14 protein-coding genes are annotated in these 20,747 nt (G+C 32.9%); 7 read left to right on the plus strand and 7 right to left on the minus strand.

The genetic code is table 11. From position 1 onward, the window contains the following. Positions 1 to 407: 407 nt before the first annotated feature. From ACHZDT_RS04995 to ACHZDT_RS05010, 4 genes are all read right to left on the minus strand, one after another. Positions 408 to 2,579, minus strand: coding sequence for an OmpA family protein (locus ACHZDT_RS04995; protein ID WP_394773546.1), 2,172 nt, complete (start codon positions 2,577 to 2,579; stop codon positions 408 to 410). Positions 2,580 to 2,589: 10 nt separating this feature from the next. Further along, positions 2,590 to 3,519 carry a type IX secretion system membrane protein PorP/SprF gene (locus tag ACHZDT_RS05000; RefSeq protein WP_394773547.1) on the minus strand — a complete coding sequence of 310 codons (930 nt, stop codon included), beginning with the start codon at positions 3,517 to 3,519 and terminating at the stop codon, positions 2,590 to 2,592. A 33-nt stretch (positions 3,520 to 3,552) separates the two neighbouring features. Next, the gene (locus ACHZDT_RS05005; RefSeq protein WP_394773548.1) at positions 3,553 to 6,180 is read right to left on the minus strand and encodes a gliding motility-associated C-terminal domain-containing protein; all 2,628 of its coding nucleotides are present in this window, start codon (positions 6,178 to 6,180) and stop codon (positions 3,553 to 3,555) included. 157 nt (positions 6,181 to 6,337) lie between these two features. Continuing rightward, on the minus strand, positions 6,338 to 7,663 hold the full coding sequence (locus ACHZDT_RS05010) for a PDZ domain-containing protein (RefSeq protein ID WP_394773549.1): 1,326 nt from the start codon (positions 7,661 to 7,663) through the stop codon (positions 6,338 to 6,340). A 123-nt stretch (positions 7,664 to 7,786) separates the two neighbouring features. Between ACHZDT_RS05010 and ACHZDT_RS05015 the strand changes: the two genes are divergently transcribed. The 7 genes from ACHZDT_RS05015 to ACHZDT_RS05045 all read left to right on the plus strand — a co-directional run bounded on the left by ACHZDT_RS05015 (position 7,787) and on the right by ACHZDT_RS05045 (position 14,088). Beyond that, positions 7,787 to 8,983 (plus strand): pyridoxal phosphate-dependent aminotransferase, encoded by a 1,197-nt coding sequence (locus ACHZDT_RS05015; protein ID WP_394773550.1) that lies wholly within the window; start codon positions 7,787 to 7,789, stop codon positions 8,981 to 8,983. Between the two features lie 202 nt (positions 8,984 to 9,185). Then, positions 9,186 to 9,857: a GTP cyclohydrolase I FolE gene (gene folE / locus ACHZDT_RS05020; RefSeq protein WP_271335815.1), complete on the plus strand. Its 672-nt coding sequence runs from the start codon at positions 9,186 to 9,188 to the stop codon at positions 9,855 to 9,857. A gap of 77 nt (positions 9,858 to 9,934) precedes the next feature. Beyond that, the gene (locus tag ACHZDT_RS05025; protein WP_394773551.1) at positions 9,935 to 10,300 is read left to right on the plus strand and encodes a four helix bundle protein; all 366 of its coding nucleotides are present in this window, start codon (positions 9,935 to 9,937) and stop codon (positions 10,298 to 10,300) included. A gap of 53 nt (positions 10,301 to 10,353) precedes the next feature. Further along, a complete protein-coding gene (gene cysS, locus ACHZDT_RS05030) occupies positions 10,354 to 11,841 on the plus strand; it encodes a cysteine--tRNA ligase (protein WP_394773552.1) in 1,488 nt (495 codons plus the stop codon). Positions 11,842 to 11,863: 22 nt separating this feature from the next. Beyond that, complete coding sequence (gene yidD / locus ACHZDT_RS05035) at positions 11,864 to 12,103, plus strand: membrane protein insertion efficiency factor YidD (protein WP_394773553.1); 240 nt, start codon at positions 11,864 to 11,866, stop codon at positions 12,101 to 12,103. Between the two features lie 64 nt (positions 12,104 to 12,167). Further along, a complete protein-coding gene (lgt, locus tag ACHZDT_RS05040) occupies positions 12,168 to 13,100 on the plus strand; it encodes a prolipoprotein diacylglyceryl transferase (RefSeq protein ID WP_394773554.1) in 933 nt (310 codons plus the stop codon). 478 nt (positions 13,101 to 13,578) lie between these two features. Next, entirely contained in the window at positions 13,579 to 14,088 is a 510-nt protein-coding gene (locus tag ACHZDT_RS05045) for a GNAT family N-acetyltransferase (protein ID WP_394773555.1), read from the plus strand. A gap of 279 nt (positions 14,089 to 14,367) precedes the next feature. On the opposite strand, the gene secDF is transcribed toward ACHZDT_RS05045, so the two are convergent. The 3 genes from secDF to gyrB all read right to left on the minus strand — a co-directional run bounded on the left by secDF (position 14,368) and on the right by gyrB (position 20,553). Further along, positions 14,368 to 17,340, minus strand: a complete 2,973-nt coding sequence (secDF, locus tag ACHZDT_RS05050; protein WP_394773556.1) for a protein translocase subunit SecDF — start codon at positions 17,338 to 17,340, stop codon at positions 14,368 to 14,370. Between the two features lie 227 nt (positions 17,341 to 17,567). Continuing rightward, on the minus strand, positions 17,568 to 18,503 hold the full coding sequence (gene mdh, locus ACHZDT_RS05055) for a malate dehydrogenase (RefSeq protein ID WP_056246268.1): 936 nt from the start codon (positions 18,501 to 18,503) through the stop codon (positions 17,568 to 17,570). A 109-nt stretch (positions 18,504 to 18,612) separates the two neighbouring features. Continuing rightward, positions 18,613 to 20,553, minus strand: coding sequence for a DNA topoisomerase (ATP-hydrolyzing) subunit B (gene gyrB / locus ACHZDT_RS05060; RefSeq protein WP_394773557.1), 1,941 nt, complete (start codon positions 20,551 to 20,553; stop codon positions 18,613 to 18,615). Between the last annotated feature and the right edge of the window lie 194 nt (positions 20,554 to 20,747).

Here is a 20,747-nt window from a genome sequence, read left to right on the forward strand (position 1 = left end):
TGATTGTTATCTTTATAAAGTTAAATAAAAAGAAGCTAAAAAAAAGCTTCTTTTTTAAAATTATTTTTTAAAATTAAACCCGACAGTCCCAAAGCCCAATGTCATTAAGTTAAGAAAAAATCAATAATATCATGCCGAATAAATCTCCCGTAAATCGCCAAGTTTTGTCATTTCGACGGAGGAGAAATCTCCGTAAGTAACTCCGCAACGCAAATCCAATCTTTGTCGAGCTTCTCGCTAGGATTTCTCCTTCGTCGAAATGACAATATTGTGTTTAAACTTTGCGTCTTAGCGCCTTTGCGAGATTAATTTTATTTTCTAAAGCTTAACTTAATGACATTGCCCGAAGCCTCGGGATAAAGCCTGTCGGGTTCTATGTATCCAGGTTTAAAAATAAAACTAACTACTTACAAATTCTCGATTACAAACTCACTTCTTCTGTTTAATTCGTGTTCTTCTTCTGAACAAGCTTCATCTGTTTTACATTTTATAATTGGAACTGATTCTCCGTAACCTTTTGAATGAACTCTTTTTGCATTAATACCGGATTGAATTATAAATTCTCTGGTTGAATTGGCTCTTTTTTGAGATAAATCTTCGTTGAATTTGGCATTTCCTCTTGAATCTGTATGCGAACCAATTTCGATTACCATGTCAGGATATTTTTTCAATAACTCTACAACGCGACCTAAAACCACTTTTGATTCTTTCCTGATGTACCACATATTGTAGTCAAAATAAATAGGATCGGTTTTGATAATCAATCTGTCTTTATCTCTTATAATATCTTTTTCGTCAATTAAAATTTGTTTTATTTTTTCCTTTTTCTTAACTTCTATGGCGGCAATTTCAGCTACTTTTTCTTTTTTCTTGATTTCAGCTGCAACAATTTGATCTGTTTTTGCTTTTTTATCTGCTTCTTTTAAAGCAATAACTGCCAGCGCTTCTCTTTCTTTTTTACGAACCGTTTCAATTTCCTCTTCTTTCTTTTTCGTTTCGGCAATTTGCTGTTCTTCTTGTTTAATTACCTCTAAAGATTTTAATGCCATTGAAGCATCGTTAATCGCATCTCTGGTTTTTCCTGAAGACAATGATCTTGATTCGTTTGTATATTTTTCTTTTGATGCTAAAACTGTGAATGAACTTTCGCAGGGAACTGTAAAACTGAATTTCCCGTCTGCGTTTGTAGTTACTGTATTTAATGTCTTTTTATCTAAATCCTGTAACGTTACAATTGCATTTTCCAGAGCTAATTTAGTATCAATATCTGTAATTATTCCTGTGATAAACTGCTTACAATCTTCTACAATTAAATCTTTAATTTCTTTAAACTGATAAATATCGTCACTTCCTTTTCCGCCTTCTCTGTTTGAGGCAAAATATCCTTCTTTTGTATTTGAATTTATATTAAAGGAGAAATCGTCCAGATTTGAGTTTAATGGCAAACCAACATTTACCGGTTTTGAATATTCATTTCCGTTTATATCCGAAACAAAAACATCAAGCGATCCATATCCTAAATGTCCATCTGATGAGAAATAAAGTTTATTATCATCTGATGCAAAAGGAAATTGTTCCCTTTTATCCGTATTAATAATTGATCCCAAATTTTTTGGCGTATCAAATGCTCCTTTATTAATGTTTACGGAATAAATATCAAAAGAACCGAATGTTCCCGGCATATCCGAAGCAAAGTACAATACTTTTTCATCGGCACTAAGAGCAGGATGTTCTACTGAATAATTAGCACTATTAAATGGAAGCGATGTTATATTACTCCATTTTCCATCAACCAGCTCGGCTTTAAAAATTTGAAGGTTGGAGATTTTTTTATCGTCTGTTTTTTTGCTTCCTTTTTTAGAATTATTACGGGTGAAATAAATCGTCTTTCCATCTTTTGTGAAAATAATATTCGATTCGTGCATTCCGGTTTTTAATTCTTTGGCAAAATAATGTCCCGTAGAATCAGCGGAATTAATATTTTTTAGCGGAATTTCGACAAAATTCAAATATGTTTCATTATCCCATTTATACTTTTTATCAAATAATCCGGGTTTTAGTTTTACGCCAGCAAAAACTAAACTATCCTTGTATTCTACAGCTCCAAATTCAGAATTAGGTGTATTTATGGCTAAGTTTTTAATATCAAATCGCGTCCCAATTGCTGTAACATTTTCTAAGGTTTTAATTTCTTTTTCAAAATTGGCGATATCTTCCGTATTGGCAGATTTTGAATAATATTCTTTTAAGGCCGCATTTGCATCATCATAACTATTGCTCGCTTTTAAGGTTTGAGCATATCTGTAATAATAATTTCGATCTAAATCGTTGCTGTAATTCTGAACTAAAAGTCTGTAATAACGTTGCGCTTTTATTAAATCATTGGTATAAAAATAAGAATCAGCAAGATTTTTTATGACTTCCTGTGAAGGTTTTTTTTCGGCCAATTTTTCATAAAGAAGAATTGCTTCGCTGTAATATGTTTTATCAAAAAATCTTTTGGCTCTTGCCAATTCAAGATCTTGTGCATTTATAAACTGTATTGAAAATACGAATATAATAACGAGTAGTTTTTTCATATTTTTCATTTTAGAAGAATCTTGGTGATTTATCATATCCTTTTCCTAATAAATCTAAATTAAAAAGGAGCATAATTTCATGCGTACCGGAATTAAACTGACCCATATTCGAAAGTGTATGATCGTATGCATAACCTACTCTCAAAGTTGGCGTAACATTTATATTAACCAAAGCACTTACGGCATCATTTATTCTATAAGCTGCACCTAACTCAAATTTATTATTGTACAAAACATTCGCCGTCAAGTCTACAGAAATTGGTGATCCTGCTACAAATTTTGACATAAATGCTGGTTTTATTTTTACCATATCATTGATTTCAAAAACATATCCGGCGGTTAAAAATGTATGAATAGCTTCTGATCCATAAGCATTAATTCCTGATTTCTCTTCGATGTGCTTTGAACTCAATAAATTTGGTGCTGATAATCCCACATAAAAATTATCCCTGAAATAATACGCTCCTACTCCAATGTTGGGTTTGGTTACGTTTATATTTTCGGCGAAAGCCAAATCTGTTTCGGGATCGCTAAATTTGAATCCGTTAAAATTGGTTTGTAAGGAAGTAAAACCTGCTTTTAATCCTAATGAAAGTTTATTTCTTCCTCCCAAATTTAAAACATACGCAAAATCAGCATAAAAATTATTTTCCTTTTTTGCGCCGTCGCCAATATCATCTGAAATTAATGAAAGTCCAACTTCGACTTTATCCGTAATAGCGGTATGTCCGAAAAAAGTAAAAGTTTTTGGCGCACCAACTGCTCCAACCCACTGCGTTCTATACAATCCTCCCAGATTTAGCATTGCAGGAACTCCTGTTGCATACGCTGGATTTACAACACTCATATTGTACATATAATGTGTGTATTCAGGATCTTGTTGCGCTGTGGCGGAGGTTATATAAAAGAGAAAACTTATAAAAAGTATTATTTTTTTCATTTGAAAATTATATTTAATAATATAAAAAAGAAATTATCTGTTTAGGTAAAGTCGGCCTTGTTGTGCTTTTCTATTATCCTTATTAAAATTGATAATATAAAAATAGACTCCATTTGGCGCTATTCCGTCACCAAAACCAGCTGATTCAGTATTTCTTCCGTCCCAATTTGGTTTATTTACATTTCCTTTAAACATTACATTTCCGTATCTATTGAAAATTTCAAGTGTATAATCCGGGTATAAAAATTCAATATCAGGAATTCTGAAAGTATCATTTATATTGTCACCATTTGGCGAGAATCCGTCAGGAATAAAAAATGCATATTGCGACACATCACAATCGATTAATGAAACGGTTACTTCTAAATTAGTATCAGAAATACAATTAGTTACAGTCGAAAGATCAAATCCGTAATATTTCGTTTTATGAACTAATAAACTTGATGAAGCAAGTAAATTTCCGTTGTCTTCTGCATCGTACCACGCAACAGTCGATGGCACATTTGTAACTCGGGACAAATCAGCAATAGTTGGATTTGCCAAACCACAAAAATCTGCTCCACCAGTATTCAATATCGGAGCCGGCGTATCGTTTACTATCACCGAAATCATTGTGGGAGCTGACGTACAATTTGAAAGGGAAGTTTCCCGTACATAAAGATTTTCTGATTTTAAAACGTAAGTTCCTGCAAGTGCCGTTGTTGACGCAGCAGAATTATACCATTTGTATTGAGATCCGCGTGGAAATAAATTTGCAATTGTTGCTCTATCGACTTTACAAAATACCTGATTTTCTGCAATTGGCGCTAACGGAATTGGATTTATAGAAAAACCATCGGATACATTGCTTAAATTGCTATCACAATTGGTGCTATTATTTTTTAAATTAGTGGCTAAAATTGTGGTAGAACCAATATTTAAAAGTAAACCTGCGGGAATTATAAAAGTTGCATTTCCGTTTAAAACAGTTAAAACAGCGGTTTGTAATGTTGACGTATTACTGTCTGAAAGTATATAAGATAATGTCGCATCTGTTAAATTTCCTAATCCGAAAACTGCTACAGAAACAGGATCGTTTAAACAAACATCATTAATTAAGACTTTTACGGTTGCTGCATTCGGCAAAGGATTAATTACCAAATTCCCCTGAGTATTAGCAACATTTGTACAACCTGTTACGGTATTTGTAATTCTAGTAATGGTTATTGTTGAAACGCCGCTATTTACATTTAAGTTTCCGGGAATTCTAAAATTAAAAATTCCGCCAACTGCCGTAATATTAGCCGTTTGTCCTGTTGCAAAATTATCGCCTGTAATATTATAAACAATACTATAATTGCCATTAGCTAATTGAGCAGCGCTTGAAATTTGTATTACTGAATCTTTGTTCTGACATGTTGGTAATGTCGTCATTACGGCGCCATCTAAATGTGGCAGCGGATAAATATTTAAATTATCGAATAGATTATTAATAACATTCAAACAGGATTGTTTACCGGTTGTGGCTGCAATATTTGTAACGCGAATTGTATATAAACCTACTTGTCTAAAATAGGCAGCATCGACCGGAAAACTAATTACACCATTTACAAAATTTGCCGTCACAGTTTTTGATCCGCCATTGGGACCGGAAACGTTAAAAGTGACTTTGTATTCTCCGTCCGGAATTGCTTCAGGTCCTTGTGTAATTGTTGCCGAATAAGTTGCAGTAGGAATTTTATCCTCGCAAATATCTGAATTTACTACTATTTGAGCGCCTGTAAAATCAAGTCTTTTTTCGAGTGTAATGGTTATTGGTACAGTTCTATCCGGACAGATTCTAGTATCAGGAAAAGATCGAACTGTGTAAGTATAAATATATTCTCCGGGTCCTAAATCATCAAATACTTCCTGAAGATTTACATTATGATCTGTTAATGAGGTTAATCCAGCCCCATTCCATTCTCCACCCATATCTTCACCGGCAAGTAAAGTATGAAGGTCTAAATCTGTATAAGACCCTAAATCAGTATCTCCACATAAAACTATATCAGTTGCTATTCCGGGTTCAGGTGCTCTAAAAACGGTTACTGTAACTTTAACTGAAAGAGGTGTTGGCTCACAGGCAAGTACTGGAGGAACGGTATAAGTAAAATCAAATGACCCTTGTAATCCTGTAACTGGAATTATTGCATCTACAGATCCGCCTGAACTATTTGTCCAGCTTCCATTTGAATGCGGTCCCATTACGGTACTATTAAATGCTGTGAAAAGATTAAAAGTGTTAGCAGAACTACATACGGTCGCAAATGGAGCAGGAACTCCTGGATATGCCCCAATTGTGAGTGTTACAGTAGATGTATTATCTGTACATCCTGCAACACCCGCAACAGTGTACGTATATTTATAAGTACCTCCGCGACGTATAAGCTGTCCGTTTAATTCTCCCGTGGCAGGATTTAAACCTCTCGAATTATTCTCATCTTTCCATGTTCCTCCCGGAGTTGGCGAACCACCTAATAAACTAAATAACGAAATCGATGTATTAACAGGAAGTTCGATATCACAAATAACTTTACTTCCATCAATTCCCGCACATTGTGCATAAATTTGTGAAGGCAAAACCGATAAAAAGATAAAAAACAATATTAATTGTAAGAAATTAGCGTAGTTTTTAGCCATGAACTCTTATTTTTTTATAAACATAATAAAATAAAAACTTTCAATGAACAAAAAGGAGATTTAATAGCTAAATTTTCACAAAATTTAAATTTTGCACAAAATTACGACAGTATAATTAATTGTATTTAAAAATTTTATTGAATTGTAAATCACACATTTACAGCTCATCTTCAAGCTTAAATCTAAACTTTAAAATGAGACTATTTCTTTCTACTTCTAAAGTTATCCAAATATCTTCTTCAGATTTTAAAAGTGTATTAATTTGCTGCAGTGTATATTTATACGGAATATTATTATTGATGCTCACAATAATATCTCCTTTTTGTAATCCGCATTTTTCGGCGGCTGATTTTTTACGAATATTTACAATTTCATATACCGGTTTTAATGAAAATTTGTATTTAAAATTCCCGTCTTTTTTATCATTATAACCTGTTTCTTCAATTGATGTAGCGACTTTAACGGTTTCTAAATGCACCGTTTCCTGTACCCATTGAAGTCCGTTGTGCTGAACGGTTATTCCGCTTTTATTATAACTGAAAGGATCTGAAAATTTGTTGTTCTTTTTAAGATATATTTTTTTATCTGCATAATCTAAAACTACTGTAAATCGTTTTAAAACTTCTCCACCAATGGAACCTATTCGGTCCGGAACCATTTTTACATTTTTAATAGAACTGGAATCGGGAAATGAAACTATTGGTTTTTTAAAATTGAAATCTTCGATTAAAAAATTATCGATTTTGGCGCGATGACCTTCAATATCTCCGCTAAATCCTTTTCCCAAAAAATCAGGAAAATTCTTTTTAGGCAATTTAATTTTATTATTTTCAAAAATCCAAAAAGCATCACTATTACCAATATCAATAAGCAGTTTTGCCGGCACTTTAATACTATCAACTATTGCTGTTGTATAAATATAAGGTTTGGATTTCTCTATCGTTATCGGCAAGACTTTAAATTTTTTCTCTAATTTTCTGCGCGTTTCTTCGTTGTTTGAATGAACAATTATTTTCTTTTTCTGATAATTGATTTCTACTATATTATTTTTAAAAAATTTATATCCAATAATGCCATTTACAGGAATACCAATATGTGAAGACAAATTAAAATTTTGATCTAAAATAATATAAACCAAGTGATTGATCGATTTTAATCCATGTGTTTCTAAGGTATTGTTTGTTGATTTTAGTCCTTCTATTTCCTCTTCACTTCCTAATCCTTTGAGTTTGATTTTCTGTATGTTGTTAAAAGTGACTTCCTGTTTGTCTTCCATACTAAACAAGATAGTTTCTTCGACTCCTGAATCTAATAGCAGATTCAGTTCGACACCGTTTACTTTTATAGGAATAAAAACAAGGTTATTGATCAGTTTAAATGGTATCGTAACCTTTTTACTATGCTTTTGAATTAAGAAATCACCTTGCGCCATAACTGACAAAGATGCCAAAAGCCCAAAAAACAACATGAAATATTTTTTCATTGATAATATTTTATGATAAAATTACTAAAAATATTAATAATTGTTACATTTTAATTAGTACCCGTAATGTTTACGTTAAATTCGAAAAAAAAAATGCAAATTTGCACTTCAATAATAAAACTCATGCCAACAATTTCTCACAAAGGCAGAAACATGCCCGAATCTCCGATACGTAAACTTGCTCCTTTTGCAGACGCTGCAAAGCAAAAAGGAAAAAAAGTGTATCATTTAAACATTGGTCAACCGGATATCAAAACACCCGACGTGGCCATGGAGGCGGTAAAAAATATTGAATTAACTCTTATAGAATACAGTCCGTCTGCCGGATATGAAAGTTATAGAAAAAAATTAGCTCAATTTTACCAACGTCAAAACGTAAATGTTAACTCTGAAGACATCATTATTACTACTGGTGGTTCTGAAGCCTTATTATTTGCATTAGCCACAATCACAGATCCGGGTGATGAAATTATCATTCCGGAACCTTTTTATGCTAATTATCATGCGTTTGCATCATCAACAAGTGCAACTGTAATTCCTGTAATTTCAACAATTGAAACAGGATTTGCTTTGCCAAGTATTGATACTGTCGAAAAATTGATTACGCCAAGAACGAAAGCTATATTGATTTGTAATCCCGGTAATCCAACAGGTTACTTATATTCTGAAGCCGAAATAAAACAACTCGCGGCTTTAATTAAAAAACACGATTTATATTTAATTGCTGACGAGGTTTATCGTGAGTTTTTATACGATGGAGATGATGTTCACTATTCTGTAATGAATCTTGAAGATGTGCAGCAAAATGTAATCATGGTCGATTCGGTTTCAAAACGTTACAGTATGTGTGGCGCCAGAATTGGTTGTTTGGTTACTAAAAATAAAGATGTTCTGGCAACGGTTATGAAGTTTGCTCAGGCACGTTTGAGTCCGCCTACAATTGAGCAAATTGCTTGTGAAGCTGCGATAGATACTCCGCAAAGTTATTTTGATGAAGTAATTTCAGAATATAAAGGTCGTCGCGATACTTTAATTACCGAATTGAATAAAATTGAAGGTGTAATTGTTACAAAACCTAAAGGCGCTTTTTATTGCATTGCACAATTGCCAATAGAAAATGCCGACGATTTTGCGCAATGGCTTCTTGAAACTTATGACCTTAAAGGAGAAACTGTTATGGTTGCTCCTGCTGCCGGATTTTATTCGACTCCGGGAATGGGATTAAACCAGGTTAGAATTGCTTATGTCTTAAATAAAAAAGATTTAATTACTGCTGTAAACATTTTAAAAGAAGCTCTTTTAGTTTACAATAAGAAATAATTTCAAAAAAATAAATACCTTCAAAAGACAATAACGTGCTATGTTATTGTCTTTTGTATTTTTAGAAAACCCCATTTTGATTTTAATTTAAATTATATCTAAAAAGGAACGATTAAATAGTAAAAACGATAGAAAAGGTTTCCTTTTTATTAATTATCTTTACCGCCTTAAAAAGATATACCCATACTAATAGTAGTTTTTAATGATAAATAACGAAGATTTTTTAGACGAAATAGGAGACAATCATTTTAGCAGCAATGCTCAAAACCCTGTTAGACAGGATGCTTTTGACTTAAGTGATGAAGAAAAAATAGAAAAGATAAAAAAAGATGTTGAAAACATCCTACAGACTTTAGGAATGGATTTGACTGATGATAGCATAAAAGGTACTCCAAACCGTGTTGCAAAAATGTTTGTAAAGGAAATTTTTGGAGGTCTTAACCCTACAAAAAAGCCAAAAGCGTCAACTTTTGACAATAATTACAAATACGGTGAAATGTTAGTTGAAAAAAACATTACCGTTTATTCTACCTGCGAACACCATTTATTACCAATTATAGGACGAGCACATGTGGCTTATATTTCCAGCGGAAGAGTTATTGGTTTATCAAAAATGAACCGAATTGTAGAATATTACGCTAAAAGACCTCAGGTTCAGGAGCGTTTGACAATGCAAATTGTGCAGGAATTACAAATAGCTTTGGGAACAGATGATGTTGCCTGTGTTATTGATGCGAAACACCTTTGCGTAAATTCAAGAGGAATTAAAGATATCGAAAGCAGCACCGTAACATCTGAATTTGGCGGAAAATTCAAAGATCCTCAAACAAAAAGAGAATTTTTAGATTACATTAAATTGGATACGCAGTTCTAAATATTGGTGAATCGTTTATTTGTTTACTCGTCAAATCGAAAAAACAAATAAACGGTTAAACAATTAAACAACAAAAAATGTATACTTTTTCGTTTGAAAAGTTAGAAGTTTGGCAAAACTCCAGAATGTTTGTTTTGGATATTTATAAATTAACTAGTAAATTTCCATCAAATGAAATATTCGGAATAACTTCTCAGATAAAAAGAAGTTCCAGTTCAATTGCCACAAATATTGCCGAGGGAACTTCGAGAAATACGAATAAAGATAAAGCTCATTTTTTAACGATTTCATATTCATCAGCAATGGAAACTTTAAATCATTTGATTATTTCAAAAGATTTGGATTATTTATCTGAGATCGATTATATAGCATCTCGTGAGAAAATTGAAAAAATTTGCAATCAGATCAATAGTCTTAAAAAATATTATCTTTCAAAAGAATAATTCGAAAACCAAATTAAACGATTTAACAAAAAACAGTTAAACAATAATTAAATATGCCTTTATATAAAAGTCAATCTTTAAAAGTACATAACACGCTTTCGGGCGAGAAAGAAAATTTCAATCCTATTCATGAGGGAAGTATTGGAATGTATGTTTGCGGACCTACAGTTTACAGTAATGTACATCTTGGAAACGTTAGGACTTTTATGTCATTTGACGTAATTTTCAGGTATCTTTTGCATCTTGATTATAAAGTACGTTATGTTCGAAATATTACTGATGCAGGACATTTAACAGATGATGGTGATATTGATAACGATCGTTTCGTAAAACAATCCCGATTAGAGAAATTAGAACCTATGGAAATTGTACAGAAATATACTGTGGATTTTCATAAAGTTCTGGATACCTTTAATTTCCTTCCTCCTACTATTGAACCAACGGCAACGGGTCATATTTTAGAGCAAATAGAATTGACTCAAAAATTAATTGATTCAGGTTTTGCATACGAAAGCAATGGATCTGTTTATTTTGATGTATTTGAATACAACAAAAGAGGGATGAAATATGGCGAATTAAGCAATCGTAATATTGATGAGCTTTTTGCTAATACCAGAGATTTAGATGGACAAAATGAGAAAAAGAATCCACAAGATTTTGCGCTCTGGAAAAACGCTTCGCCAGCACATATAATGCGTTGGAATTCGCCTTGGGGCGAAGGTTTCCCTGGCTGGCATTTAGAATGTACTGCTATGAGTACTAAATATCTGGGAGAAAAATTTGATATTCACGGAGGCGGAATGGATTTAAAATTCCCACACCACGAATGTGAAGTTGCGCAAGGAAAAGCTTGCAATGGAGAAACACCGGTAAATTACTGGATGCACACCAATATGCTTACTATGAACGGATTACGAATGAGTAAGTCTACCGGAAATTATATTTTGCCATTGGAATTGGTAAAAGGTGATAATCCGTTTTTTGAAAAATCATTTGAACCCAATATTGTTCGTTTCTGTTTTCTTCAGGCACATTATCGAAGTGTTTTAGATATTTCTAATGATGCAATGGTAGCAAGCGAAAAAGGATATCACCGCTTAATGGAATCATATAAATTAGCTTCATCCTTAAAGTCAAGCAATTCATCGTCTTTAGATGTTGCTGCGTGGAGACAAAATTGCTATGATGCCATGAACGACGATTTTAATACTCCTATTTTAATTGCGCAATTATTTGAAGGGGCACGCTATATTAATGTCGTAAATGACGAAACTGAAACATTGACAGCCGAAGATATTGAATTATTATCTACTACGTTTTCTAATTTCTTGTTTGATGTTTTAGGAGTGAATAATAAAGTTTCTCAAAATACGGCAGATACAACTGAAAAATTAAATGGAGCAATTGAATTATTAATTCAAATGAGAAATCAAGCCAGAGTTGATAAAAACTTTGCACTTTCTGACCAGATTCGCGATCAGTTGATTGCTTTAGGAATTCAGTTGAAAGATGGGAAAGAAGGAACTACCTTTTCAATATAAATAATTCATTTTCTAATAAATCATGAAAGTAACTACTCCATTTGTTTTATTAGTTCGCTTTTATCAAACTGCAATTTCGCCTTTTACACCGGCAAGCTGCAGGTTCGAGCCAACGTGTTCGACGTATATGATTCAAGCCTTGCAGACTCATGGATTATTTTATGGCGGATATTTAGGAATGAAACGAATATTGAGCTGTCATCCCTGGGGAAAAACGGGCTACGATCCTGTTCCCGAAAAGAAATGTTCGCACAAACATTAACTTTTAATAAAGACTTACTCTGCTATAAATATTTATTTTTACAACTCAAAAAACAATTTAATATATGTCACACTCCTTAAATGTCATTTGGAATCCTTCAGAAGGAATCGATTTAGGATTTTTTATGATTCGTTATTACAGTTTAATGTTCGTAATCGCTTTTGGTTTAGGTTGGTTCATCATGAAAAGCATTTTCGAGCGCGAAAATGAATCAATAGATAAATTAGATTCTTTATTTGTATGGACTGTTTTAGCTACATTAATAGGAGCTCGTTTAGGTCATGTACTATTTTATGATTGGGAATATTTTAGAAATCATTTACTTGAAATCTTTTTACCGTTTAGATTTGAACCAAAATTCGAATTCACAGGTTTTCAGGGATTAGCCAGTCATGGTGCAGCAATTGCGATTATCATTGCAATGTATTATTACAGTAAAATGATCTTAAAACGTCCGTTATTATGGATATTGGATCGTGTCGTAATTCCGGTGGCAAGTGGGGCAATCTTTGTTCGTTTAGGAAACTTCTTTAATTCTGAAATTATCGGAAAAGAAACAGATTCTGCTTTCGGAATTCGTTTTTTACACGATCAGTTCAGTAAATCTGAAGCTGTAAATGCAACTCAAATCGCAGATCCAAAAGCTGCTTATAATGCAATCGCAACAGATCCTAAATTTGCCGATTTATTGGCTCAGGTTCCTGTAAAACATCCAACTCAATTGTATGAAGGTATTGCTTATATTTTTGTTTTTGCAATTCTTTTCTTTTTATACTGGAAAACAAATGCAAGACTTAAGTCAGGATTATTATTCGGATTGTTCCTTGTTCTTTTATTCGTAGTACGTTTTATCGTTGAATTTGTAAAAGAAAGCCAAGGCGGTTTTGAGAACGAACTAGGCATTTTCTCAACAGGACAATGGTTAAGTATTCCGTTTATCATTATCGGGCTTTTCTTTATAATCAGAGCACAAAGAAATCCTTTAGCAGCATCTTAAAAACACCATCATAAACATAAAAAACGCCCAAACTTAATTGTGTTGGGCGTTTTTCTTTATCAAACCTTTGTTAAACCTTTGCCGCACATCCCGAAACTATCAATGAGAAATTATCACTATCCCTAAATAGGTATTGATTTACTGTTTTTTAAGGAGCACAACTTGTCGCTTTCACAATAACCTTAAGTCCCGCTGTGCACTATATCTTTTCCCTGCTAAAGGAGCAGGAAAAAGGATATCGTTTCCATCGGGGCTAATTTAGAAATCTATTTTCTATAAGAGTTTACGCTTAAATTTACCTTGAAGATTAATCATAGCAGCGAACAGAAAAGCTTCTATTAGCGCATTGAAATTAAAAAGAAGACTTAATTTACTGGTTTATTTTCTTTAAATTCGGTTGCACATAGAAAAGAAAAAGCTGCTCATAATTGCAGTAACCTTGAATATATCCAAATTATTTACCTTAAAATTATTATTAATGTCGATTCTGTACCAAAGCCCAAAAATAATTATTCGTGAATTTTTACCTTCAGAAAAACAAACTTTTTTAGATCTATTTAAAGATACACAAGTTACAAAATACCTTCCTAATGCCACACCAGAAAGATATGTGGAGATGTTCAACGAATTACTTGAAAATTATAAAAATAAAAATCTAAGCCGATGGGCTATATTCGATACTTCAAATAATGATTTTATCGGAATATGTGTTGCTCGTATTTTTACATACAACACAAATCAAATAGAAATTGGGTATGTACTTAGCAGAAAATATTGGGGAAAAGGCATTGCTACAGAAGTATGCAAAGCTATAATGCAATATAGTTTCGCAAATACAACGACAAAAGAAGTTGTCGCCATAACCGATATCAACAATAGCGGATCACAGAATGTACTGCAAAAAGCCGGATTTTTACGATTAGCGAATCTAATCAGAAATAACGAAGAGATAGCTTATTTCATGATCAAAAGATCATTGATAGAGTAATTACCTGCTCACTAAAATGCTACAATTATAAACGAAAATAGTGTCAGATTAAAATATCAAGTTGGAATCACATCAAAGATTCTAATTGCATTTCTCATAAAATCAATACACAATTTACTCGTTAGGAGTTTAATACTCGTAAAAAAAGATACGACCACGCAATAAAATATCGTGTAGGTATTATAATAAACAATGTGAAATTTACATCAACAGGTGTAATATATATAAAAAAAAAGATCCAACTTTCGCTGGATCTTTTTGATTTATATAAACTTGCAATTATGCTTGTTTGTGTTTTTCTTCGATATTATGTTTTTCATCTTTAGAAATCGTGTCAACCAATACTGGTGTAGCGATAAATAATGAAGAATAAGTTCCTACAACAATACCAACTAACATTGCGAAGATAAATCCTCTGATAGATTCTCCACCAAAGATAAACATCGTTAACAATACAATGATCATCATTAATGATGTATTTAATGTTCTTGATAATGTAGTATTAATAGAAGCGTTTACAATATCTTCAAAAGTACCTTTACGGTTTCCAATAATAAACTCTCTAACTCTGTCAAATACAATTACAGTGTCATTCATAGAATAACCAATAACTGTTAGAATTGCAGCGATAAAGTGCTGATCCATTTCCATGTGGAAAGGCATGAATTTATAACATAAAGAATAGATTCCTAATACAAAGATAACGTCATGCGCTACAGCTGCAATCGCACCTAATGAATATTGCCATTTACGGAAAGAAACCATTAAGTATAAAAAGATAGCTGCCATTGCACCTAGAACTGCCCAGTATGAGTTTGTTTTAATATCTTCAGAGATAGAAGCTCCAACTTTAGAAGATTGTAAAACACCTACTTTTTTACCATCAAAAGTGTTAGTGAATTTATCATAAGTAACATTAGGGAAATACTTCTGTAATGCTGTATATAATTTTTGATTCACTTCTTCGTCGATAGCAACACCGTCTTCTTTAATCTTATATTTTGTAGTGATTTTTAATTGGTCATCATCACCTAAAATTTTAGCTTCAACCGGAGTACCAAAAGCAGCAGATAATTCATCTGAAACTACAGTAGCATCAACTGGTTTTTCGAATTTAACCTGGAAAGTTCTTCCTCCAACAAAATCAACACCTTCATCTAATCCGTTAACGAAGAAGATAGAAATTAAACTTACTACAACTACTATAGAAGAGAAGATATAAGTGAATTTTTTGATTTTAATAAAGTCAAAGTGGAAATTTGTAAACCAGTTTTTAGTAATGTTTGTAGAGAAAGTTAAATCAGCTTTTCCAGCAATATTTCTGTCGATAAAAATTCTAGCGATAAAAATTGAAGTAAACATTGAAGTTACGATACCAATAAGTAAAGTTAAAGCAAAACCTTTAATTGGTCCTGTTCCAAAGATAAACAAGATAGCTCCAGTTAAAACGTGTGTTACGTTCGCATCAATAATAGAACGCATTGCACCATGCCATCCGTAAGATGTAGCCACTGCTTCTGATAAAGATTTACCTTCACGTAATTCCTCTTTTGCTCTTTCAAATATAATAATATTCGCATCTACCGCAGTACCTAATGTAAGTACGATACCTGCAATACCTGGTAATGTTAATACAAAACCAAAACTTGCCATAATTCCGAATAAGAAAAGTAAGTTTAATAATAATGCAAGATTAGCATACCAACCTGCTTTACCATAATAGAATACCATCCATAAACAAACTAATAAAAATCCTAATACAGATGAAATTGTACCTGCATCAATTGCAGCCTGACCTAAAGATGGCCCTACAACAGTTGATTGAAGAATATCAGCAGAAGCCGGTAATTTACCTGCATTTAATACGTTAGCTAAATCTTTAGTTTCGGCTACATCAAATGAACCTGTAATTTCAGATCTTCCACCTGCAATTGGTCCACTAGTTACACCAGGAGCAGAATAAACAATATTATCTAAAACAATAGCAATATATCCTTTTTGAGAAAAAGCTCTTCCTGTTAATTCTTCCCAAACTTTAGCACCCTGACTGTTCATTTGCATAGAAACAGCTGGTTTTCCTAATTGGTCAAAAGTATCTTTTGCATCAGTTACAACACCACCACTCATAGCGGGAACGTTATCTCTGTTACCTTTTAAAGCATATAATTCAACAGCTTCAAGATCTTTTCCTTTTGCATCTTTAATAGAAGTTGGTTTACTCCAAACAAATTTTGCATTGTGTTGGTCAGCAGCTAATAAAACTCTGATATCTGCTCTTTTAAAGTAAGCATTTACAGTAGCAGTATCTTTTGTAGCAAAATAACCTAAAACTGGTCCGCCACCCTGACCTAACATTTTGTCAAATAATGGATTATTTCCTTTTTTAGTATCTACAGAATCCTTAGTATCAGTTAATAAAGCATTCAATGAATCTTTAACAACAGTTTTAGTTTCTGTTTTTTTAACTTCTGTCTTTTTCAAAGACTCGTTAGCAGCAACTAAAAAGTTTCCAATTTCTTCCACTTTATAAGTTTCCCAAAACTCTAATTGAGCTTTTCCACCTAATAATTTCTTAATTCTGTCAACATCTTTAGCACCCGGAAGCTCAACTAAGATTCTTCCTGTTTCTCCTAATTTTTGAATATTAGGCTGAGTAACTCCAAATTTGTCTATACGCTCTCTTAATACTTTAAAAGCACTTTCAACAGACTCGTCAACTTTTCTTTTAATTACTTTTTGAACTTGTGAATCAGACATTTGAAAATCGATTCCACCTTCTCCTTGTAAACTTCTGTTTGCAAAAATATCAGGTGAAGCTAATTTTACAGTTCCGTTTGAATTCGCTTCAAAAGCTTCAAAAAACTTATTTAAATAGGTTTTGTTTCCTTCTAAATTTGCACTTGCATCTGCTAATGATTTATTAAATACCGGATTTTTAGAATTGTTAGACAAACCTTTTAAAACATCTTTAATAGAAATTTGAAGAATCACGTTGATTCCTCCTTCTAAGTCAAGACCTTTATTTAATTGTTTGTTTTTTACTTCATTATAAGTAAAATCCGAAAAACCAAGGTTTAACACTTTTTCTTTACCAATAGAATCTAAGTATTTTAATTCTTTATCAGGATTATCTCCTGCAAAAGCTTTAGCTTCACTTTTGACATTATTTGCCACAAAAGTGAAAGAGAGTTGGTAAATACTTACCAATGCAAATAGAATTGCGAAAAATTTAATAAGTCCTTTATTCTGCATTATTACTAAAAATTAATTATGTTTTATTGTTTGTTTTTGTTTTAAAGTACCATAAAATAAGCCCCGACATGATTTTTTAAAACTAAAAATTCCAGATCACGAATTACCACATTTTTTTTAAACCGAGCAAATATATAATTAACGAAAAGATTAACCAATTTATTTATTAATTAATCTTAAAAAAAAGACTGCAAAAGTGCAGTCTTTTCCTTTTTTTTCAAAAATCGTTATACTAAAATCGATTTTAGAGCATCATTCATACCACGAACCGCATCTGCACTTTTAGCAAATAAGGCTTTTTCCTGGTCATTTAATTTGATGTCTAAGATTTCTTCTACTCCGTTTTTACCAATTATACATGGCACACCTATACATATATCATTTTGTCCGTATTCTCCTTCAACAAAAACAGAACATGCAATCATTTTCTTCTGATCGTTTAAAATACTGTCTACAAGAAAGGCAACAGATGCTCCCGGCGCATACCAGGCTGATGTTCCCAAAAGTCCTGTAAGTGTAGCTCCGCCAACCATTGTATCTGCAGCTACTTTTTGCAATACTTCTTCTGAAAGAAATTCTGTTACCGGAATTCCGTTATATGATGCCAGACGCGTTAAAGGAATCATAGTAGTATCACCATGTCCGCCTATAACCATTGCTGAGATATCATTTGCAGGTTTGTCTAAAGCTAATGAAAGATAAGTTCTAAAACGTGAACTGTCTAACGCTCCACCCATACCAATAATTCTATTTTTAGGTAATCCTGTTGATTTTAATGCTAAATAAGTCATAGTATCCATAGGATTAGAAACTACAACAATTATAGTATTTGGAGAAAATTTCAATACATTCTCAGCAACTGTTTTTACAATTCCTGCATTTATACCTATTAATTCTTCACGAGTCATTCCTGGTTTTCTTGGAATTCCTGATGTAATTACTACTACATCACTTCCGGCAGTTTTAGAATAGTCGTTAGTCACGCCAGATACTTTGGTATTAAAACCTGTATTTGTCGCACATTGCATAATATCCAACGCTTTCCCTTCGGCAAAACCTTCTTTAATATCCAACAACACTACTTCGCTTGCAATTCCTCTATAAGAAATAACATCTGCACATGTAGCTCCAACATTTCCTGCTCCTACAATGGTAACTTTCATATTTTATACTTTATCGGTTATTAATTAATTTGTTTATTTCGTAAATCGACAATTCGTTTAATCGTCTAAGTAAATTTAAACAATTAAACGAATTGATGATTAAAATTTATTATGCATCGATATTAGCGTAGACCGCATTTTTCTCGATAAATTCTCTACGTGGTGGAACTTCATCGCCCATTAACATTGAGAAAACTCTATCGGCTTCAGCCAAACTATCAATAGTTACCTGACGTAAAGTTCTAAAGCTTGGATCCATTGTAGTTTCCCACAATTGCTCTGCGTTCATCTCTCCAAGACCTTTATAACGTTGAATAGCAGCACTTCCTCCCATTCTCTCATTTGCCTGATCACGCTGAACGTCATTCCATGCATATTCTTTTTTATTTCCTTTTTTAACTAAATATAAAGGTGGAGCTGCGATATAAACGTGACCTTCTTCGATCAATTCTTTCATGAAACGGAAGAAGAACGTTAATATTAAGGTAGAAATGTGACTACCATCGACATCGGCATCACACATGATGATTACTTTATGATATCTTAGTTTTTCAAGATTTAATGCTTTACTATCTTCTGCAGTACCAATTGTAACTCCTAAAGCGGTAAAAATATTACGAATCTCTTCGTTTTCGAATACTTTATGATGCATTGCTTTTTCAACATTCAAAATCTTACCACGTAATGGTAAAATCGCCTGAAATGCACGATCACGACCTTGTTTTGCGGTTCCACCAGCCGAATCTCCCTCGACTAGGTAAACCTCACATCTTGCAGGGTCCTGCTCAGAACAATCTGAAAGTTTTCCTGGCAATCCACCACCGCCCATAACGGTTTTACGCTGTACCATTTCACGTGCTTTTTTAGCAGCGTGACGGGCTTGTGCAGCAAGAATTACTTTTTGAATAATGATACGTGCATCATTTGGATTTTCTTCCAAATAATTCTCTAACATTTCTCCAACTGCCTGAGAAACCGGAGAAACTACTTCTCTGTTTCCTAGCTTAGTTTTTGTTTGTCCTTCGAATTGCGGCTCTTGTACTTTTACCGAAATAATAGCAGTTAATCCTTCACGGAAGTCATCTCCGGCAATTTCGAATTTCAGTTTATCCAACATTCCGGATGCATCTGCATATTTTTTAAGGGTTCTTGTCAAACCACTTCTAAAACCTTGTAAATGCGTTCCTCCTTCGTGTGTATTAATATTATTTACATAAGAAAAAATATTCTCTGTATAACTTGTATTGTAAATCAAGGCAACCTCAACCGGAATTTCACCTTTTTCATTATCCATGCTGATAACGTGAGAAATAATAGGCTCACGGTTACCATCTAAATAGCGAATATATTCTTTAAGACCTTCATCAGAGTGAAAAACTTCTACTTTGAATTCGCCTTTATCATCAACTTCTCTTTTATCTGTAAATGTGATTGTAATTCCTTTATTAAGAAAAGAAAGCTCACGCATACGAGCCGCTAATGTATCATAAGAGAACTCAGTAGTTTGAGTAAAAATAGTATCATCAGGATAAAAAGTCTGACGTGTACCTCTTTTATCTGTTTCTCCAATTTGTTTAACCGGATATAATGATTTTCCTCTTTCATATTCCTGCTCATAGATTTTTCCGTCTCTAAAAACAGTAGATCTCATATGAACCGAAAGTGCATTTACAACCGAAACCCCAACACCGTGCAAACCTCCGGAAACTTTATAAGAATCTTTATCGAATTTACCTCCGGCACCAATTTTAGTCATTACTACCTCAAGTGCCGAAACACCTTCTTTTTTATGTAAATCAACTGGAATACCACGACCGTTATCTTCAACTGTTACTGAACCATCTTCGTTAATTGCAACACCAATAGTATCACAATATCCTCCCATCGCCTCATCAATAGAGTTATCAACAACCTCGTAAACCAAATGATGTAGCCCTCGAACCCCCACATCTCCAATATACATCGATGGACGCATTCTTACATGCTCCATTCCTTCTAATGCCTGAATACTATCTGCTGAATAATTGTTCTTCTTGATTTCTTCGCTCATATAATTTATTCTAAAAAATGTAATTATTGTCTAACACGCAAATATATAAAAACGCAAATTATATATCCGTTAAAATACGATTTAAAGCACTTAAGTTATTAACACAATTGTGTGAAAAATCAAAAAATAAATTCCAAATTCTAAAAATTATGCTCTTTAAGGAAGAAATTTCAATTTTAATCTAAAACAAATAA

The organism is Flavobacterium sp., from assembly GCF_043722275.1.
In the GTDB taxonomy this organism is placed as follows: domain Bacteria; phylum Bacteroidota; class Bacteroidia; order Flavobacteriales; family Flavobacteriaceae; genus Flavobacterium.